At 52.8% G+C, this 17,528-nt stretch carries 23 protein-coding genes and 1 pseudogene; 21 read left to right on the top strand and 3 right to left on the bottom strand.

Annotated elements, in window-relative coordinates; translation table 11 throughout:
- The first annotated feature begins 32 nt into the window (after positions 1 to 32).
- The 5 genes from ACQ86N_RS42110 (at position 33) to ACQ86N_RS42090 (ending at position 2,022) form a co-directional block, all read left to right on the top strand.
- A complete protein-coding gene (locus ACQ86N_RS42110) occupies positions 33 to 218 on the top strand; it encodes a hypothetical protein (RefSeq protein WP_431212264.1) in 186 nt (61 codons plus the stop codon).
- Positions 194 to 649: an efflux RND transporter periplasmic adaptor subunit gene (locus ACQ86N_RS42105; RefSeq protein ID WP_431217817.1), complete on the top strand. Its 456-nt coding sequence runs from the start codon at positions 194 to 196 to the stop codon at positions 647 to 649. The genes ACQ86N_RS42110 and ACQ86N_RS42105 overlap by 25 nt, the downstream gene beginning before the upstream one ends.
- Positions 624 to 839, top strand: a complete 216-nt coding sequence (locus ACQ86N_RS42100; protein WP_431212263.1) for a hypothetical protein — start codon at positions 624 to 626, stop codon at positions 837 to 839. The genes ACQ86N_RS42105 and ACQ86N_RS42100 overlap by 26 nt, the downstream gene beginning before the upstream one ends.
- 144 nt (positions 840 to 983) lie before the next feature.
- Complete coding sequence (locus ACQ86N_RS42095) at positions 984 to 1,364, top strand: NAD(P)-binding domain-containing protein (protein WP_431212262.1); 381 nt, start codon at positions 984 to 986, stop codon at positions 1,362 to 1,364.
- Positions 1,255 to 2,022: an NAD(P)H-dependent glycerol-3-phosphate dehydrogenase gene (locus ACQ86N_RS42090; RefSeq protein WP_431212261.1), complete on the top strand. Its 768-nt coding sequence runs from the start codon at positions 1,255 to 1,257 to the stop codon at positions 2,020 to 2,022. The genes ACQ86N_RS42095 and ACQ86N_RS42090 overlap by 110 nt, the downstream gene beginning before the upstream one ends.
- 405 nt (positions 2,023 to 2,427) lie before the next feature.
- Here ACQ86N_RS42090 and hemW read toward each other — a convergent pair whose 3' ends face one another.
- Positions 2,428 to 3,567: a radical SAM family heme chaperone HemW gene (gene hemW, locus ACQ86N_RS42085; protein ID WP_431212260.1), complete on the bottom strand. Its 1,140-nt coding sequence runs from the start codon at positions 3,565 to 3,567 to the stop codon at positions 2,428 to 2,430.
- Between the two features lie 1,201 nt (positions 3,568 to 4,768).
- Here hemW and ACQ86N_RS42080 point away from each other — a divergent pair.
- The 16 genes and pseudogenes from ACQ86N_RS42080 (at position 4,769) to gldN (ending at position 14,836) form a co-directional block, all read left to right on the top strand.
- A complete protein-coding gene (locus ACQ86N_RS42080; protein WP_431212259.1) occupies positions 4,769 to 5,377 on the top strand; it encodes a BamA/TamA family outer membrane protein in 609 nt (202 codons plus the stop codon).
- 508 nt (positions 5,378 to 5,885) lie between these two features.
- Positions 5,886 to 6,632, top strand: a complete 747-nt coding sequence (locus ACQ86N_RS42075; protein WP_431212258.1) for a DUF4271 domain-containing protein — start codon at positions 5,886 to 5,888, stop codon at positions 6,630 to 6,632.
- A gap of 121 nt (positions 6,633 to 6,753) precedes the next feature.
- Positions 6,754 to 7,455: a uroporphyrinogen-III synthase gene (locus ACQ86N_RS42070; RefSeq protein ID WP_431212257.1), complete on the top strand. Its 702-nt coding sequence runs from the start codon at positions 6,754 to 6,756 to the stop codon at positions 7,453 to 7,455.
- A gap of 66 nt (positions 7,456 to 7,521) precedes the next feature.
- Positions 7,522 to 7,584, top strand: a pseudogene (locus tag ACQ86N_RS42065) (hypothetical protein); the annotation flags it as partial.
- Between the two features lie 73 nt (positions 7,585 to 7,657).
- Positions 7,658 to 8,386: a thioredoxin domain-containing protein gene (locus tag ACQ86N_RS42060; protein WP_431212256.1), complete on the top strand. Its 729-nt coding sequence runs from the start codon at positions 7,658 to 7,660 to the stop codon at positions 8,384 to 8,386.
- A complete protein-coding gene (locus tag ACQ86N_RS42055) occupies positions 8,376 to 8,807 on the top strand; it encodes a hypothetical protein (RefSeq protein ID WP_431212255.1) in 432 nt (143 codons plus the stop codon). Before ACQ86N_RS42060 ends, ACQ86N_RS42055 begins: the two co-directional genes overlap by 11 nt.
- Complete coding sequence (locus ACQ86N_RS42050) at positions 8,807 to 9,253, top strand: hypothetical protein (RefSeq protein WP_431212254.1); 447 nt, start codon at positions 8,807 to 8,809, stop codon at positions 9,251 to 9,253. Before ACQ86N_RS42055 ends, ACQ86N_RS42050 begins: the two co-directional genes overlap by 1 nt.
- Before the next feature lie 740 nt (positions 9,254 to 9,993).
- On the top strand, positions 9,994 to 10,308 hold the full coding sequence (locus tag ACQ86N_RS42045; protein ID WP_431212253.1) for a hypothetical protein: 315 nt from the start codon (positions 9,994 to 9,996) through the stop codon (positions 10,306 to 10,308).
- Complete coding sequence (locus ACQ86N_RS42040) at positions 10,248 to 10,685, top strand: SUMF1/EgtB/PvdO family nonheme iron enzyme (protein WP_431212252.1); 438 nt, start codon at positions 10,248 to 10,250, stop codon at positions 10,683 to 10,685. Before ACQ86N_RS42045 ends, ACQ86N_RS42040 begins: the two co-directional genes overlap by 61 nt.
- The gene (locus ACQ86N_RS42035; RefSeq protein ID WP_431212251.1) at positions 10,567 to 10,944 is read left to right on the top strand and encodes an SUMF1/EgtB/PvdO family nonheme iron enzyme; all 378 of its coding nucleotides are present in this window, start codon (positions 10,567 to 10,569) and stop codon (positions 10,942 to 10,944) included. The genes ACQ86N_RS42040 and ACQ86N_RS42035 overlap by 119 nt, the downstream gene beginning before the upstream one ends.
- Positions 10,934 to 11,089 (top strand): SUMF1/EgtB/PvdO family nonheme iron enzyme, encoded by a 156-nt coding sequence (locus ACQ86N_RS42030; protein WP_431212250.1) that lies wholly within the window; start codon positions 10,934 to 10,936, stop codon positions 11,087 to 11,089. Before ACQ86N_RS42035 ends, ACQ86N_RS42030 begins: the two co-directional genes overlap by 11 nt.
- 209 nt (positions 11,090 to 11,298) lie before the next feature.
- Complete coding sequence (gldL, locus tag ACQ86N_RS42025) at positions 11,299 to 12,093, top strand: gliding motility protein GldL (RefSeq protein WP_431212249.1); 795 nt, start codon at positions 11,299 to 11,301, stop codon at positions 12,091 to 12,093.
- Between the two features lie 80 nt (positions 12,094 to 12,173).
- On the top strand, positions 12,174 to 12,500 hold the full coding sequence (locus ACQ86N_RS42020; protein WP_431212248.1) for a hypothetical protein: 327 nt from the start codon (positions 12,174 to 12,176) through the stop codon (positions 12,498 to 12,500).
- Positions 12,497 to 12,664: a hypothetical protein gene (locus ACQ86N_RS42015; protein WP_431212247.1), complete on the top strand. Its 168-nt coding sequence runs from the start codon at positions 12,497 to 12,499 to the stop codon at positions 12,662 to 12,664. Before ACQ86N_RS42020 ends, ACQ86N_RS42015 begins: the two co-directional genes overlap by 4 nt.
- Before the next feature lie 28 nt (positions 12,665 to 12,692).
- The gene (locus ACQ86N_RS42010; protein ID WP_431217816.1) at positions 12,693 to 13,754 is read left to right on the top strand and encodes a GldM family protein; all 1,062 of its coding nucleotides are present in this window, start codon (positions 12,693 to 12,695) and stop codon (positions 13,752 to 13,754) included.
- 59 nt (positions 13,755 to 13,813) lie between these two features.
- Positions 13,814 to 14,836 (top strand): gliding motility protein GldN, encoded by a 1,023-nt coding sequence (gene gldN, locus ACQ86N_RS42005; protein ID WP_431212246.1) that lies wholly within the window; start codon positions 13,814 to 13,816, stop codon positions 14,834 to 14,836.
- A 239-nt stretch (positions 14,837 to 15,075) separates the two neighbouring features.
- On the opposite strand, the gene uvrC is transcribed toward gldN, so the two are convergent.
- Together uvrC and ACQ86N_RS41995 are read right to left on the bottom strand one after the other, a co-directional pair.
- Positions 15,076 to 16,899, bottom strand: coding sequence for an excinuclease ABC subunit UvrC (gene uvrC / locus ACQ86N_RS42000; RefSeq protein WP_431212245.1), 1,824 nt, complete (start codon positions 16,897 to 16,899; stop codon positions 15,076 to 15,078).
- 159 nt (positions 16,900 to 17,058) lie between these two features.
- On the bottom strand, positions 17,059 to 17,526 hold the full coding sequence (locus ACQ86N_RS41995) for a hypothetical protein (RefSeq protein WP_431212244.1): 468 nt from the start codon (positions 17,524 to 17,526) through the stop codon (positions 17,059 to 17,061).
- Positions 17,527 to 17,528: the final 2 nt, after the last annotated feature.

Genomic DNA, 17,528 nt, shown 5'->3' with positions numbered 1-17,528 from the left:
AAGCAGCTGCTCGACCAGAAGGTCATTTCCCAGTGCCGAATTCGAAACGGCCGAAAGCTCCTTCAGGACGGCCCGAGGCCAACTATATGGCCGCCCTCGAGACCGTCCGCGGCAACAAGGCCGGCGTGGCCAGCGCTAAGGCCAACCTGACCATCGCGGCCAAGAACCTGAGCCGTACCACGGTGGTTTCCCCATCGACGGCGTCGTCTCCCTGCTGAGCATCAAAAAAGGCGAGAGGGTCGTCGGCAACTCCATGATGGCCGGTACAGAAATGATGCGGGTCGCGGACATGAGCAGGATCGAGACGATCGTGGACGTCGGAGAGAACGATATTCCCAAAGTACACCTCGGAGATTCCGCACTCATCACCGTAGACGCCTATAACACCCGTAAGTTCAGGGGACTCGTCACGCAGATCGCCAGCAGCGTTACCACTTGCGGCAGGGACTTCCACAACGACGGTCTCCACCAACGACGTCACCAACTACAAAGTGCATATCCGGCTGTCTCCCGACAGCTACAAGGACCTGATAGACCCGGCCCACCCAAAGAACTTCCCCTTCCGCCCGGGTATGAGCGCCAGCGCGGACATCCAGACGCGAACCCACGCAAACGTACTGTCGGTGCCGATCAATGCCGTCGCCGTTAGGGAAAAGAATACGGACAATGCGGTCCTGGGCAACACCGACGACAACGCCGACAACAAAGGCGACGCGGCGGCGCGGCCCGTGATCACCGGTTCCGGCGATCTGGACGAGGTGGTCTTCCTCGTGCAACCCGGCGACACCGTCCGAAAAGTTAAAGTTCGCACGGATATCCGAGGATATCAACTACATTGAGGTCCTTGACGGCGTCAAAGAGGGCGACGAGGTAGTAACGGGCCCCTACAGCGTGGTCAGCAAGACCATGAAAGGCGGCCAGCGGGTGAAGATCGTCCCGAAAGACAAATTGTTTGAAGCAAAGAAATAACTAAACGGTACCTGATGCGTTTTGGTGTGATCGGCAGCGGCAGCTGGGCCACGGCATTGGCCAAGGTCCTGACGGATAATAAGAATACTGTTAACTGGTGGGTGCGGAATGAGGACGTGATCCGGCATATACGGGCCCGGCATCATAATCCGCAGTATCTTCCCTCTGTATATTTTGATACGAATCTTTTGGCTCTGAGCGACTCCGTCGGCGAGGTCGTAGCCGCTTCGGACTGTCTGGTGGTGGCCGTCCCTTCGGCCTATACCGCCGCTACGCTGGAAACCCTTGACCGAAAGGCGCTCGAGGGGCAAGCAGGTCCTGTCGGCCATAAAAGGGATACTGCCCGAGCAAAACCTGCTGCTCAACGACTATCTCGACCGCGAATTTGCCTTTGACAAGACGGATTATTTCACCGTCATGGGCCCCTGCCACGCAGAAGAGGTTGCCGCGGAAAAACTTTCTTATCTGACTTTTTCCGGCCTGGATGAAACCCGGACCCGCGAAATAGCGTCTTATTTTACGACAGACTACCTGAATACGGTCACCAACCAGGACGTCTATGGGGTGCAGTTTGCCGCCATACTGAAAAATATCTACGCTCTGGGCGCGGGTATCGCGCACGGCCTGGAATACGGGGACAATTTTCTCAGCGTGCTCATCGCCAACTGCGCGGACGAAATGGCCGGTTTTCTGAGGAAAGTGGGCATCAGGCATATCGAGGTCGGGATTCATGCAGAGGAAGACGCGCTCTCGCACAGAAAGAGCGCCAACTATGCGGCTTCCGTGTACCTGGGCGACCTGCTGGTGACCTGCTACTCGCTGTACAGCCGGAACAGGACCTTCGGGAATATGATCGGAAAAGGGTACTCCGTAAAAGCGGCGCAGCTGGAGATGAACATGGTAGCGGAAGGGTATAACGCAAGCCGTTGTATGCATTTGATTAATAAAGAGATAGGTGCAGACATGCCGATCGCTGACACGGTATACCGGATTCTCTGGGAAAATGTTAAAGCCGGTGTGGGATTTAAACAAATTGAGCCGTATCTTGTCTAATACAATAGGGCCTCTGGCTCTCCGGCGAGGGCGCGGATAAAGCTCCGGCCGAAATGCCGAAACGCCAAAGACCGAAAAAAGATAAACTTAAGTCTATGCCACTCTCCTTTCAAAGTTTTGGACCCACAGCCATCATCGTAATGGTGGTCATCCTGTCGGTGGTGCAGGGGGTCAACTACCTGCGGTCTCACCGGCATCACTAAAGATCTCCCTTCACCCTCGTCACCAGGCACCGCGTCATCCCGCAACTTCAAGGCATCCACCCGCGTCAAGGCATCCCCCGCGTCAAGGCATCCACCCGCATCAAGGCATCTTATGTCCTCCTCACAGGTATAACTAACAGTCAAACCGATTTCCCAGGGAGCCATTGCGTTTATGGTTACCTGGGGCGGTACCTAAGGGTACTTACAAATCGACATGGGAGGGCTCAAAAAACAGCTCCGAGGCGATACCGTCGGCGAGAAGCTTGCCTTCGCGGGTCAGCTGCAGGCGGTCGTCGACCCGCCGCATCCTGCCCGAGAGAATATAGGCGCCGGCATTCTTTTCGAACTCCCGCGCGGCCGCGGCGCCAAAACGGCGGATTATTTCGGACACACTGCAGCCTTCGCTGGTCCGCAGTGAGATCATGATATATTCGTTGAGCTGCTGGACGGGCGTGAGGACCTCCAGTTCGGCGATGGCGGAGCCTTCCGCCGCGATGTATTTGGCGTTATTGGCGAGGTTCCATTCCCTCGACTTTCCGTTGAAGGAATGGGCCGAAGGGCCCAGACCGAGATAGGTCTTTCCCTGCCAGTAGGAAGAGTTGTGACGGCTGCGTTTTCCTGGGACAGCGAAATTGGATATCTCGTAGTGCTCGTAGCCGGCGGCTGCGGTCCAGTCCATCAGTAAAAGGAACTGTCTGGCCTGGTCTTCCGGGCTCACGTCCTGCTTTTTCTGCCGTTGGATCATCGTATCGAGCGCCGTGCGGGGCTCGACGGTAAGGGCGTAGCAGGATAGATGGGGTATTCCCGTGCCGACGGCGCGGTCGACATTGGCCTTCCAGTTGCCGTCTGGAAGGGTAGGGCCTCCGTAGATGAGGTCGATGCTGATATTGCCGAAGCCCTCCCGCTGCGCCATTTCGATACAACTGGCAGCCTGGCCGGCGTCGTGGGCGCGGTTCATCCAGCGGAGGTCTTCGTCGAAAAAGGACTGGACGCCGATGCTCAGCCGGTTGACGCCAGCCTTACGCCATTCCCTTAATTTTGGAGCGTTGATATCGTCCGGATTTGCCTCGAGGGTTATCTCGGCGCCGGGCGCTACGGGGAAGAGGGTATGCAGGCGGTCGATTATCGGATTCAGCTCGTCTGTTTCCAGCAGTGACGGGGTGCCGCCGCCGAAGTAAATAGTCTCGATAGGTTCCCCGCCGGTATAATCTTTCCGCAGCTGCATTTCCTTCAATAAAGCTGGGATAAAATCGTTCTTACGGTTCAAAGAAGTGGAAAAGTGAAAATTACAGTAGTGACAGGCCTGCCTGCAGAAGGGAATATGAAGATAGATACCTGCCATTCTGCAAAATTACGGAGATGTCGCGGTACGGCGATGAGAAGATGCGGGCCCGCGCTTTTATGGATATTCCTCCTGGCTCCTGTGAGCGGCTGGGCGCAGTACCCCTTCACATCTCTTCCGTCGACAGGGACACGGGATTTCTCAAAAACAGGCTGGGGGTGGTCACCATGTTCAAAACGCGCGATGCCTGTTTCGGAATACCTTTACGAGCTGATCCCGCAGCTGCAGGGAAAGGGCTACCTGACCGCGTCCATCGACAGCATCACTATGGAGAATGCCGCGGCCTCCATCAGACTCTATGTGGGAGGCGTCTATCACTGGGCGAGCATCGATACCCGTCGGGTCGACCCGGCGCTGCTGGCCGCCGTCGCCTGGAATAACAGGACCTTTTCTCACCGCCTGCTGGACTACCGTCAGCTGCAGGCGCGGCAGCAGCAACTGCTCGACTACATGGAGAATAACGGGTACCCATTTGCGAAAGTCAGCCTCGACAGCATAGAACTGAAAGACAGTTCTGAGATCTCGGCCGTTCTGAAGATCGACAAGGGACCACTGTATAAGATCGACAGCATCCGCATCTATGGTACGGCAAAGATCACCAGCGAGTTCATGCAGCGCTACCTCAATATCGCAAACGGCAGCATCTACCGGAAAGAGAGGCTGCAGGCCATTACGAAGAAAATAATGGAACTGCCCTATGTGCAGGAACAGGAACCATGGAACCTCACCATGCTGGCCGAAGGCTCCGTGATCAACCTCTACCTCCGGCCCAAAAAGAGCAGCCAGATCAACGCTCTGGTTGGCTTTCTCCCCAGCAGCGACCCGGTACTGGGGAACAAGATCCTGGTGACGGGCGAGGCGCAGGTCAATCTGAAAAATGCCCTTGGCAACGGCGAGACCATCGGACTGAACTGGCAGCAGCTGCAGCAGAGTTCGCCCCGGCTGAACCTGTTGTTCCAGCAGCCCTATCTGTTCCATTCGCCCTTTGGCCTGAATGCTTCCTTCGACCTGTACAAGCAGGACTCCACCTATATCAACATCAATCTTATGAGTCGGCGCCCAGTATGCGCTGTCTTCGACGCAGAACGGCTCGGTATTCCTGCAGCAGTCCATTTCCAATCTGCTGCAGGTAGATACCCTGCAGATCATCGCCTCGCGCGCGCTGCCGCAAATTGCCGACGTCAGTTCGGTAAGTCTCGGCGTGACCTACGATTTCAACAATACGAACTACCGTTTCAATCCGAGAAAAGGCAACGAGTTCAGCTTCCTGGGTTCCGCGGGCACCAAAAAGGTGAAAGAGAATCCGCAGATCGCCCGGCTCAAGGACCCCAATGATACCAGCTTTAACTACGCGTCACTGTATGATACCGTGAAGCAGAATTCCTATGAGTTCCTGGTCAGGCTGGCAGCTGCACACTATTTCCCGCTATCGAGGGCGTCGACGCTGAAACTGGGTGTCAACGGAGGGGTATTCAGCAGCCCCAACACTTACCGGAACGAACTTTTCCTGATTGGTGGCTACCGCCTGCTGCGTGGTTTTGACGAGCAGAGCATTCTTGCGTCGCAGTACGCGGTCGGGACCGTCGAATACCGGTATCTCATAGGACTGAATTCCTATCTGTTCAGTTTTTTGGACGCGGGCTGGGCGAAGAACGACGTGCCGGGTTATCATCTCGACAATAGTTTTCTGGGCATGGGGCTGGGGATGGCGTTCGAGACAAAAGCGGGGATCTTCAACATATCCTATGCCCTCGGAAAAAGAGATGATACCAAATTCAATTTTCACGACGCAAAGATCCACCTCGGATAATGGTCAGCTTTTTTTAACGAAATGTTTTAATGTATTTTTACAACAGGGGGAGCCACAGGCTCCTCGGCCGAAGGCCCATCATTAGCCGAGCACCGGGAATGGGTTATTTTGGTCTAACCTATTCCCGGTGCGTAACTATAGTGTGGGTAAACTCTCCTTATTACTTTTTCTCTGTCTCTTGATCTTTTCAGGGGTTATGGCCCAGACCGATTCGACCACCCCTCCTCCGCCCGCGCAAAAGGTCATTGATAAGGTTATCGATACGGTAAAGCACGATTCGGTACGGCATATGACGCACCGCGATTCGGTCAGGCGGGATTCCATCAGAAGGGTGCGGCGCGCCATCAAAGATCTCGCTCGCGCGGATCGATTCGCAGACGCGGGGTAGACTCGCTGACCCGCGCCGATTCCCCTGGCCAGGATCACAAAATCCACCACACCCACACCCCCTGCGGCAACACCCGCTGCGCCCAAACCAGCACCCGAAGTCCAGGAGGGCCCGCCCGCAATGGATTTCTGGAGAAAGGTGCTGGCGGACAACCCTTATTTTCATTTTACCGGGACGCCGGTGGTCTTCGCCTTTCAGCTGCATAGGGCCAATTCAAAGGACAGCCTTTTCTATCTCATCGTCGGGATCCTCTTCTATTTCGCGCTGACAAGAGTGTTCTTCGAGAAGTATTTCAACAACCTGATGACCCTCTTCTTCCGGGTCTCGCTGCGCCAGCAGCAGATAAGGGAGCAGGTCCTGCAGACGCCCCTTCCCTCCCTCCTGCTGAATATCCTGTTCGTGATCTCCGGAGGACTCTATGCCTGCTATCTCGTGCACTACTCGCGCATAGGAGCGGACATCCGGTTCTGGGTACTCTATTTCTATTGTATGCTGCTGCTGGCGGCTGTATATCTGGTAAAATTCATGGTCCTGAAATTCACCGGATGGGTGTTTTCCGTGTCGCGGGCGACCGATATTTATATATTTATCGTCTTTTTGGTGAACAAAATGTTGGGTATTTTCCTGCTTCCATTCTTGATCATAATCACTTTTTCGGGCCCAACTGTACGGGAAATATTCATAACGATCTCATTGGCAATGGTTTTCGTTTTGTGGGCCTACCGGGTACTCGCCGCCTACCGGCCGGTGCGTAATGAAATAAAACTAACGCCGTTTTATTTCTTTCTGTACCTTTGCGCCTTCGAAATAGCACCCCTGCTATTGATTTACAAGGTGTTATTGACATATTTGGAAAAAGTGTATTAAATTTGCAAATCCAGAGGGGACACACATGATTAAAAACGGGGATAAAAAGAAGATTTTAATCACTCAACCCAGACCTGAAACAGATAAGTCGCCGTATTTCGAACTTGCCAAGAAATATGACGTGGAATTGGCTTTTCATCCCTTTATCCGTCTGGAACCCATACCCGCGAAGGATTTCCGCAAGCAAAAGATAGACATCGCACAGTTTTCGGCTGTCATATTCACCAGCCGCAACGCCATCGATCATTTCTTCCGTATCTGCGAAGAGATGAAGGTCAGCGTTTCCCAGGACACCAAGTATTTCTGTATCACCGAGGCGGTGGCGCTATACCTCCAGAAGTTCATTCTCTACCGGAAGAGGAAAGTTTTCTATGGCGCGGACGGGCTCAACAAAAGCATGTTCGACGTCATCAACAAACACAAGGAGAACGAGAAATTCCTCTATCCCTGTTCGGAGAACCAGCAGGATAACGGAGATCATCAACTGGCTCAAGCTGAACAACTGCGGTTTTGCAACTCCCTTCATGTACCGCACCATCAGCAACGACGTAAAGACCGTCCTCGACCAGAGCGAATACGATATCATCTGTTTCTTCACGCCCAGCGGCGTAAAAGTCTCTTCGACAACTGCCCCAAGTTCAAACAGAACGGTACCAAGATCGGTGCATTTGGCAGCAATACTTCCCGCGCGGTCGAAGAGGCCGGTCTCACCCTCGACATCAAAGCTCCTCTCCCCAGGCGCCTTCCATGGTTTCCGCTTTGGAGAAATATCTCGCGGTCACCGGCAAGAAGAAATAGCGGCAGGCCGCCAATACTCCGTTGAAATAATCCGCAGTCCGTTGTGACCGGTGGTCCGCATATTCTGGCTCAAACCTTGTAGGTTTGCAGGATGATGCAACACACGAACCGGCTCGCGAATGAAACAAGCCCCTATTTACTGCAGCACGCACACAATCCCGTCGACTGGTTTCCATGGGGCCCTCGAAGCTTTGGAAAAGGCCCGTTCAGAGAACAGGCCGATCCTCGTGAGCATCGGCTACGCCGCCTGTCACTGGTGTCATGTAATGGAACGGGAGAGCTTCGAGGATCCGGAGACGGCCGCATTCATGAACGAGCATTTCGTCAACATCAAGATCGACAGGGAGGAGAGGCCGGACCTCGATCATATCTATATGGACGCCGTACAGGCCATCACCGGCAGCGGCGGCTGGCCGCTGAACGTATTCCTTACTCCGGACGGTAAACCCTTTTATGGGGGCACATATTTCCCTCCCCGCCCGGTCTACAACCGGTCATCGTGGAAAGAAGTCCTCAATGGCGTCTCGGCGACCTTCCGCGAGCGCCGCACCGAAGTCGAGCAGCAGGCCGAAGGACTGATCCGCCACGTAAAAACATCCGGCATGTTCTCTATCGGCGAGAAAAAGTCCGGGACCACCGGGTCGTCCGCCGACTCCGGCACGGAGTCCATCTTTTCCACGGCAACCCTGCAACAAACAAGAGACCAGCTCATGGCTACCGCCGACAAAAAGGAAGGCGGCTTCGGCGGCGCACCCAAATTCCCGCAGAGTTTCTCCATCCGTTATTTACTGCACTACTACCATTTCACCGGAGACAAGACCGCTCTCGACCAGGCCTGCCTGAGCCTGGACAAGATGATCCTCGGAGGCATCTATGACCAGCTGGGAGGCGGATTCGCCCGGTACTCGACCGACGAGCGCTGGCTGGTTCCTCATTTTGAAAAAAATGCTATATGATAATGCGCTCCTCGTCATTGTACTCTGCGAAGCCTTTCAGGCGACGGGCAGGCAGCTGTACCGGACGGCGATCGAAGAGACCATCGCCTTTGTAGCCAGAGACTTATCCAATGGCGAGGGTGGATTTTATTCGGCGCTCGACGCAGACAGCGAAGGAATAGAAGGAAAATATTATGCGTGGGAAAGAAAAGAAATAGAGGAAGTTCTGGGCGACGCCGCGGAATTATTCTGCGAGATTTATGGCGTGACGGTAGACGGCAACTGGGAGGAAAAGAACATACTTACCCGGAAGGAGAGGCCGTTGACCGGGCAGGAAAAAGCCTTGCTGGAGGACGCAAAAAAGAAATTGCCTCGACCGCCGCGGCGGAAGGATCCCGCCAGCCCTCGACGACAAGATCCTCCCTTGGCTGGAACGCGCTGATGAATCTGGCCTGCTCCAAAGCCTACGCGGCCCTCGGCGAAGAAAAATACAGGGAAATGGCCGTACAGAACATGGCCTTCCTGAAAGCACGCATGAAGGGCGAAGGACTGAATTTCTACTATCATTCCTGGAAGGGCGCAGCCCGGTATCCCGCCTTTCTCGACGACTATGCATTCCTGATCGCGGCCCTCATCGGCCTGCAGGAGATCACGGGCGACGGTGCCCACCTCCCTGGAGGCCAGAGCGACAACCGAAGAGGTTCTGAAACACTTCGAAAACCCGGAGAACGGATTCTTTTTTACACCCATGACGAGCAGGGCGACGTGGTTGTGAGGAAGATGGAGATTTATGACGGGGCAACTCCATCGGGGAATTCTATGATGGCATTTAATTTGTTATATCTATCTGTAATCTTTGATGAGCCCGGTTGGGGGAGCGTGCGCTAAGCATGGCCTCGGAGCTTCGAAGACCTGTAATTTCTTATCCTGGGTCTTTTGGTGTTTGGGCAACCCTGTTTCAAGCCTTTACGTATACTATTCCAGAGGTAGTTATTACCGGCGAACAGCCGGAAAAAGCCCGGAAGGAGTTTCTATCCCATCTGATTCCTTACCGGGTTTTCCAATCTGCGGACCGGAAGGATACCCAGTTCCCTTTGTTACAGGATAAACTTATCGACGAGGTTTCCCTAATATTCCTATGTAAAAACTATGCCTGTCAACTCCCTGTAAATGAAGTAGCTACAGCGATCCGAAACCTGGAAAATGTGTATAAGTTTCAGCAATGAATATACAATAAAAGGTACCTGTGCGCGTTTAATAAACTAGCATCTTGAATCCGAATAGTTTAGGCCAATAAATGGCCTTTTGCTGTCGGGGTTCGGAGGGCTCTTAAAAGACATTTTTCACCGGAGGAAAGCTTTGACTTTCGAAAAATTAATTTTAAACTTGTAGCGAGATGTTGTCAAAAGATTTTATTTGCCCAATACCCTTTAATATTATGAAAATGAAAAACCTATCCGTTTTGACGGCCTTTTTCGCCCTTTTTTTAATGGCAGGCTGTAAACTAGGTGGAAAATCCGGTAAGGGAATGCCGGACGACGGGCAGCTACATGGCGTCGCTCCCGCAAGTGCTTACAATCTTCAGAAGCCCCACTGGCATGGTGTACATCCCACCGGGAACCTTCCACATGGGACCCAGCGATGAAGATGTCAACTACGCTTTCACTACCCGAAACAGACAGACTTCGATCAGTGGCTTCTGGATGGATGCCACCGAAATTACCAACAACGAATACCGCCAGTTCACCAACTGGGTACGGGATTCTATCGCTGCAACATTGATGCAGTATGGTAAGGACGTCGACGGTCGTTTCCAGATCGACTGGAAAAAGCCCAGACGATCAAATGGGGCGACAAGGCTACCATTGAAAAGATCGACCAGATGGTGGTCACTCCCGACAACCGCATCTTCGGCAAAAAGGAGATCGACCCCAGCAAGCTGATCTATCACTCCGAGACGTTCGACCTGAAAGAGGCGGCTGCCAAGAACAACGAGGGCAAACCCCGTTCGCAGTTCATCCGCAAGAAAGAGGTTCCTGTCTATCCCGATACGCTGGTTTGGATCCGTGACTTCAGCTATTCATATAATGAGCCGATGACCAAGCGCTACTATTCTCACCCCGCATTCGGCAACTACCCCGTTGTTGGCGTGAAATGGACGCAGGCTACGGTTTTCTGCGAATGGAGAACCAACTACCTGAATGGTTTCCTCGAGAAGAAGAAGATGGCTACCGAATCCAGCTTCCGTCTGCCGACGGAGTCGGAGTGGGAATACGCTGCCCGCGGCGGCCGCTCACAGTCGATGTATCCTCTGGGGTAACTATTATTTAAGGAATAAGAAAGGCTGCTTACTCGCTAACTTCAAGCCCGGTCGTGGTAACTATCCCGAAGACGGCGGATTCTATACGGTACGTGCCGACGCTTACTGGCCCAATGACTTCGGCCTGTATTGCATGGCCGGCAACGTCGCCGAGTGGACTTCCTCCTTCTATTACGAGGGAGCTGCAAACTTCTCCCACGACATGAACCCCGATATCCGCTGGAACGCGAAAGACTCCGATCCCCCGTATGAAGCGTAAAGTGATCCGCGGTGGTAGCTGGAAAGACGTAGGTCAGTACCTGCAGACCAGCGCCCGCACCTATGAGTACCAGGATACGGCGAAATCGTATATCGGGTTCCGTTGCGTGATCGACCTGTCTCCGACCGTCACCGGCCGTCGCTAGTCGACGCGTCGCCGAGATCTGCTGCCGTGAACCGCGGCCTCATTTGTCAGCGCGCCATTCGGAAGTATACAGATAAACTTTAGGGAATTTTGTAAAATTTTTTCGACTAAAAACCGTTTTTGATTTTAGAGAACCGTATAAAAATCAACAGGAACTCTTTTTTCCATAACCCTTTAAAATCCTTTAAAAACAATTAAAAATTAATCACTATGAGCGCTGGTGTATCTAAATCAACAGAAAGACTGATAAATATTATTGTATGCGTTGGTGCAGCCGTCGTTATCTTCGGAGCACTCCAGAAAATCCTGCATACCAAGCTGGCCGACTTCTTCCTGACCGCGGGTCTGCTGACCGAAGCCCTGATCTTCCTCGTTTACGCTTTCCTGCCGCCTCCCGGAGGTGAAATGCACGCCCTGGTAGAAGCTCTGCCCAAACTGGCAAGCAGCGGCTCCAGCGGCAACCCTGCTCTTGACAAAATGGACAAGATGCTCCAGGAAGCCGACATCACTCCTGCCAACCTCAAGAACCTGAGCGAAGGTTTCAAGAAGTTCGGCACGACAGTCGAAAAGATCAGCGACGTATCCGGCGCACTCGCCGCGACTACGGACTACACGAACAAGACGAAGGAAGCTTCTCTGGCCCTCGACAGCATGAAGGGTGCCTACCAGAACGCTACCAACACGATCTCCAGCTTTAACGCAGCCGCAGACAGCACGAAACAATTCCATTCTCAGGTACAGGTCCTGACCAAGAACCTGGGCTCTCTGAATGCGATCTACGAGCTGGAACTGCAGGACACCAACAACCACCTGAAAGCTATGAACAGCTTCTATGGCAACCTGGTGAAGGCTTCCGAGACCATGCAGGGTTCCGTAACCGACGCTAAGAAAACACAGGAACAGATCGCTCTGCTGGCCAAGAACCTCGGCAACCTGAACCATGTTTATGGTAACATGCTCAGTGCCATGCAAGGTCGCCAGGGCATAACACGGCCATCTACCTGAAATTTGCCAAAAGCCCGTTTTGTCCGGCCCGCATGAACCAATGAAAAACTATTAAAAAAGTACAAATAATTTACTGACCCATGTCTTTACCAAAAGAGCCACGGCAGAAGATGATCAACATGATGTACCTGGTACTGACAGCCCTACTAGCGCTGAACGTATCCGTGGAAGTGTTGAATGCCTTCAAGACCGTCAATCATAGTATCGAACAATCCAATGAGGTTGTTACTAAGAAGAATACCACTACTTATAACAACTTTGATGCAGCCGCAAAGGATCCGCAGACCGCTTCAAAGGCTGCGATCTGGGCACCCAAGGCCGTTCAGGCCCAAAAACTTTCTTCGGACCTGGCTACCTATATTGATGGTCTGAAAGAAAACCTCATTAACGAGTCTTCCCCCAGATGAAGGACGGAAAAAGGGAATTCTCCGATGGTAATCTCGATGCCGCTACCCGGTTATTCGACACCAAAGGAGAAGGTAAGGTCCTGTATGAAAGACTGAAGAAATTCAAGGTCGACGTACTGAACCTGCTCGATCCCTTCAATACCCGGATCTATCCGATCCGGTGAAGGCTGACCTCGCAAGGGCAAAGGCAGAATTCGCCCTGCGTCTCCCCTGGATACGCGCATTCCTCAGTCAGAATCCGGCACCGCTTCAACAGGTGATAGCGCCAAAGACTGGACAGTCCGCTATTTCCATATGACTCCGACGATCGCAGCTCTAACCATCCTCAGCAAATTCCAGAGTGATGTGAAAAATTCTGAAGCTATCGTAATTGACTATCTGTACAAACAGATTGGATCGGTTAAACTGGTATTTGATCAGTTCAAACCATTGGTAGGAACAAATGCCACTTACCTGATGCCTGGCGACGAACTGGAAGTCACGGCTGGCGTCGGTGCCTTCAGCGCTGCTGCGAAGCCCGATATCTACATCAATGGCGCCAAGCAGGCCCTCAACGGCGATGGTATTGCCGATTACAAAACGAAGGTCAGCAATACTGGTACTCTCAACGTAAAGATCGAGTATTACAAGCCCGATGGTTCCAAAGACGTTATCAACAAGGAAGTAAAATATACAGTAGGTCAGCCCTCCGGCGCCTCTGTCTTCCTGGAGAAAATGAACGTTCTCTACATCAAGGAAGACAACCCCGTCAAGATCTCCGGCGGTAGCGTAGGCCGTGAAAAGGTCCACGTAACCTTCGACAAGGGTGAGATCACCAACACGGGCGGCGACGACTACACCGTAGTTCCGACCACCCCCGGCGAAGGTACCATCACGGTTAATGCAGCCGGTAAGATCACCACCTTCAAGATGCGCGTGAAATACCTGCCCGATCCTACCGGATTCATAGGTACCCACAAAGGTGGCGTTATCTCCTCGGCAGAGTTCAAGGCTATCGGCGGTCTGCTCGCCAGACTCGATAACTCGGAATTCCAGTCTCCCTTCGTAGTAGTAGGCTACAAACTGGCCGCTCTCGGCGGTGGTGTCACTTCCTACACGGAAGCCTCCAACTCCGGCCCCCGCTGGCACGACCAGGCCGCAGCCATCGTAGCCAAGGCTACCCCCGGAACGAATATCTTCTTTGATAACGTTCAGGTTAAGGGTAAGGACGGAAAGGTCCGCGAACTGCCTCCAATGGTGTTCAACCTGAAGTAAATTATTATATCCGATATGTCCGGCTTGTGCCGGACATATCTTTCTAAACTTTGAATGAGATGAAAAAGCAGCTTATCAGATTATGTCTTCTGGCGATGGTGTTCTCCTGTATCTCAGGAGCTGCGGATGCGCAGGCTAAGAAGCGTACGGCGAAGAAGAAACCTGCGGCTACCAAAAAGGCGACGACAAAGACCCAGGATGCGGCAAGTCAGGCCGTGGCTCCCGTAAAGGACACAGCCAAGCCCGCCCAGGTGATGTCAGCGGATATCAAACTCGATACCCCCCGCCGGTCCCTTCGTAACGATGCCATCATCGAACGTAATCTGGTAAAGGATCGCACTCCCCTGACCTACGAGCATATCCGCGAAGACGACGCCGTCTACCGCCAGCGCGTATGGCAGGAGATCGAAGTTCACGAGAAGATGAACCTTCCGTTCAACTACAAGGCGACGGAAGACAATGGCAACCAGCGCTTTATTTATATACTGCTGAATGGTATCAAGTCTGGTCAGATCACGGCCTTCGAGGACGACCGCTTCTCCACGCCGATGACCTTCACCCAGATCGCCAACAACACAGTCGCTCCCCCTCACACCATCTCCATCCCCGATCCGGTGGCTGACCCCGATGGCTCCAAAGGCCTGACCAAGGACACCCTGATCCAGGAAGAATTCGACCCGGAAGGCATCGAACGCTATCAGATAAAAGAAGAGTGGGTATTCGATAAGGAGTCCTCCCGTCTGCACGTCCGCATCCTGGGTATCGCCCCGGAAAAGGCCGTCAAAAATGCCGACGGTACACTCCGCGGTGTTGTACCCATCTTCTGGGTCTACTACCCCGATCTTCGCCCCATCCTCGCCAAATATGAAGCCTACAACGGCAAGAACTTCGGCGCCCGCATGAGCTGGGAAGAACTGTTCGAAAGCCGCATGTTCGCCAGCCGAATCATCAAGTCCACCATCGATAACCCCGGCGATAACTATATAGCCGGCTATATCAAGGACGACATCCTTCGCCTCCTCGAAGGAGAGAACATTAAAGAAAAGATCTTCAACTACGAACAGGACCTCTGGTCGTACTAAGAGACCCATATAATTTCAAGAAACGGGCGCTGTCTGAAGACAGCGCCCGTTTTGTTTATCCCTTAATTAAGTAACTATAAATTAATTAGTTATTACAAAATATTTTTTTTAAAAATACCCAAAAGCGGGTATTGCTGAATAAAATTCTTTTTACTACTTTTACAATGGTTTTTCATAGGATATTGGATTTTAAAAACGGGGCTGGATGTCTATCCGGGCCCCTTTTTTTGCCCTCCTCACTACATCGCCGACGGCTTAGCCGGAGGAGTAAAATGCTCAAAAATCAACTTCGCCTTCGCCGGCCCTACCACAGCCGCAAGCTCCTCCTCACTTAACTGCTTGATCTTATTGACAGAACGAAACTGTTTTAGCAACTGATCGGCCGTCCTCTTCCCAATACCTTCTATCTTTTCCAGCTCGTTCGTGAACGTTCCCTTGCTCCTTTTCTGCCGGTGAAACGTGATCCCGAACCTGTGCACCTCATCCCGGATCCGACGCACCAGATGCAGACTGTCGCTGTTATAAGGCAGCTTGATAGACTCTGTGTCGCCCGGAAAAAAGATCTCCTCTTCATTCTTCGCGAGCCCTACAACAGTCATCATGCCCGTCAGCCCGAGATCGGTGATGCTCTCCATAGCCGCTCCCAGCTGGCCTTTGCCGCCGTCGATGATCACCAGCTGCGGCAGCGACTGCTGCTCGTCGAGCAGCCTCCTGTAGCGCCGGTGTACCACTTCCTTCATCGTAGCGAAGTCATTGATGCCCTCCACCGTCTTCACATTGTAGTGACGATAGTCTTTTTTGCTCTCTACCCCATCCCGAAAACAGACCATCGCCGATACAGGATAACTGCCCTGGAAATTCGAGTTATCGAAACACTCGATATGCACCGGTAACTCCGCCAGCTGCAGGTCTTCCATCAGCTGATAGAGCACCTGCTTGCGCTCGTCCAAAGTCTTCCCCTCCAGCTGCAGGATCTTTTTCTTCCGCAGCTCTTCCCTGAAATAACCCACGTTCTTCTCCGACAGCTCAAGCAGCTTCTTTTTGTCCCCTCCTTTGGGGATAGTCTGCACGACGCCTTCCTCCGGAAAATCGATAGGGAAGGGCAGTATAAGCTCTTTTGACAGACTGTTGAAGGTCTCGCGCAGCTGCGCCGCCGTAAAGGCAAGCACTTCTTCGTCGGACTCTTCGAGGTGCGTCTCCACCTGCGTGGTGTGCGTCTGGACAATCGTGCCTGTTTCGACCATAAGATAGTTGACATAGGCCAGGTCGCCGTCCCGGGCGATGGAGAAGACGTCCGCATTGCTCAGATGCCTGCTCACTACCACCGACCGCGCCTCATAGTTTTCGAGATGCAGCAGCTTTTTGCGGGTCTGTTCGGCTTTTTCGAAATTGAGCCTGTCGGCATGATCCCGCATTTCCTTTTTGAACTCCTGCATCAGCGGACCCAGATTGCCTTTCAGGATATTCTTCAGCTGAAGCAGCCCTTCCCGGTAGTCCTCATTGGTCTGCAGCCCTTCACACGGACCCTTGCAGTTGCCGAGATGGTACTCGAGACAGACCTTGTACTTGCCCTTTTTTATCTGGGCGTCGGAGAGATTCAGCTGACAGGTCCTCAGCTGGATATTGCTCTTTACCAGGTCCAGCAGCTCGCGGACTCTTCCCACGGACGTAAAGGGACCGAGATATTCCGACCCGTCGCTGATCTTCCGGCGCGTCAGGAATACGCGCGGAAAAGGTTCATTTTTGATGACGATGAAAGGATAGCTCTTGTCATCCTTTAGGTTGATGTTGAATTTTGGCTGGAACTGCTTGATCAGCGAATTTTCCAGCAAAAAAGCGTCCTGCTCGGAATTCACGATAGTAAATTCGATGCGGCGGATCCGCTGCACCAGCTCGTAGGTCTTATAGCTGGTGAAGGTTTTGGAGAAATAAGAGCTCACCCGCTTGCGCAGGCTTTTGGCTTTTCCGACGTATACGAGTTCGTCCTTCTCGTCGAAATATTTATAGATCCCGGGACTGAGCGGGATGGTATGGGCGATCTGACTGAACTGTTCTGCTGTCATGTTTGATTGTCTTCTTCTAATTCTCTTCTTCTTCGTCCCAGACTACTTTCAGCAATTGCTCGACGCTGGGCCTGCCCTTCGGCGCAGCCATGGTGACGATCTGAAAGTTTTTTCCGGCGCGCCAGTACATCTTTTTCGGTGATCAGGCTGTCGCCGGAACTATAGCTCTTTTCGAGATAGATGCTCCTTACTTTTTGCGACCCGTTGTGGGTAACCGTCGTTACGTCTACGCGTTGCAAGTGGGAGTTCCTTTACCGTGCTCGAATAGGTGAAAATGATGGACTGCGTGGACTTGTCCATAAATGAGCTTTCAGTAAAATCCTTTTCAAAACGCCCGTCGTGTAGCTCCTGCGGCAGGAACCGCTTGGCCAGGCTGTTGAACTCCGGTACCTCGATGAAGACGGAGTCGGTCCTGTTGTTGATGGTGGTGTATTTCTTCAGCGCCATCGGGACGGAATCGACGTGCAGGATCTCTGTTTCCAGATATTCGGCAACCGGGAAAAAGGTGTTGGAGGTATCGTTAGCTGGCAGGGAGTCCTGAATGGTCCGGACCGTTGGCTGCTGATGATTGTTGCACGAGCCACAAGCCAGCCCCAGGACGAGGGAGAACACAAAGAGATATTTCATGC

It is taken from the genome of Puia sp. P3, from assembly GCF_050632245.1.
Lineage (GTDB): Bacteria > Bacteroidota > Bacteroidia > Chitinophagales > Chitinophagaceae > Puia.
The sequence above is the reverse complement of the archived record's forward strand: the minus strand, read 5'-3'. Positions and strand labels throughout refer to the sequence as shown.

What these genes read in the sequence shown, in the direction of transcription:
- ACQ86N_RS42095 (WP_431212262.1), top strand. Translation starts at nt 984, where the DNA reads ATGCGTTTTGGTGTGATCGGCAGCGGCAGCTGGGCCACGGCATTGGCC.
- hemW (WP_431212260.1), bottom strand. Translation starts at nt 3,567, where the DNA reads ATGGCAGGTATCTATCTTCATATTCCCTTCTGCAGGCAGGCCTGTCAC.
- ACQ86N_RS42075 (WP_431212258.1), top strand. Translation starts at nt 5,886, where the DNA reads ATGGATTTCTGGAGAAAGGTGCTGGCGGACAACCCTTATTTTCATTTT.
- ACQ86N_RS42055 (WP_431212255.1), top strand. Translation starts at nt 8,376, where the DNA reads ATGCTATATGATAATGCGCTCCTCGTCATTGTACTCTGCGAAGCCTTT.
- ACQ86N_RS42050 (WP_431212254.1), top strand. Translation starts at nt 8,807, where the DNA reads ATGAATCTGGCCTGCTCCAAAGCCTACGCGGCCCTCGGCGAAGAAAAA.
- ACQ86N_RS42045 (WP_431212253.1), top strand. Translation starts at nt 9,994, where the DNA reads ATGGGACCCAGCGATGAAGATGTCAACTACGCTTTCACTACCCGAAAC.
- ACQ86N_RS42040 (WP_431212252.1), top strand. Translation starts at nt 10,248, where the DNA reads ATGGTGGTCACTCCCGACAACCGCATCTTCGGCAAAAAGGAGATCGAC.
- ACQ86N_RS42035 (WP_431212251.1), top strand. Translation starts at nt 10,567, where the DNA reads ATGGTTTCCTCGAGAAGAAGAAGATGGCTACCGAATCCAGCTTCCGTC.
- ACQ86N_RS42030 (WP_431212250.1), top strand. Translation starts at nt 10,934, where the DNA reads ATGAAGCGTAAAGTGATCCGCGGTGGTAGCTGGAAAGACGTAGGTCAG.
- gldL (WP_431212249.1), top strand. Translation starts at nt 11,299, where the DNA reads ATGAGCGCTGGTGTATCTAAATCAACAGAAAGACTGATAAATATTATT.
- ACQ86N_RS42020 (WP_431212248.1), top strand. Translation starts at nt 12,174, where the DNA reads ATGTCTTTACCAAAAGAGCCACGGCAGAAGATGATCAACATGATGTAC.
- ACQ86N_RS42015 (WP_431212247.1), top strand. Translation starts at nt 12,497, where the DNA reads ATGAAGGACGGAAAAAGGGAATTCTCCGATGGTAATCTCGATGCCGCT.
- gldN (WP_431212246.1), top strand. Translation starts at nt 13,814, where the DNA reads ATGAAAAAGCAGCTTATCAGATTATGTCTTCTGGCGATGGTGTTCTCC.
- uvrC (WP_431212245.1), bottom strand. Translation starts at nt 16,899, where the DNA reads ATGACAGCAGAACAGTTCAGTCAGATCGCCCATACCATCCCGCTCAGT.
- ACQ86N_RS41995 (WP_431212244.1), bottom strand. Translation starts at nt 17,526, where the DNA reads ATGAAATATCTCTTTGTGTTCTCCCTCGTCCTGGGGCTGGCTTGTGGC.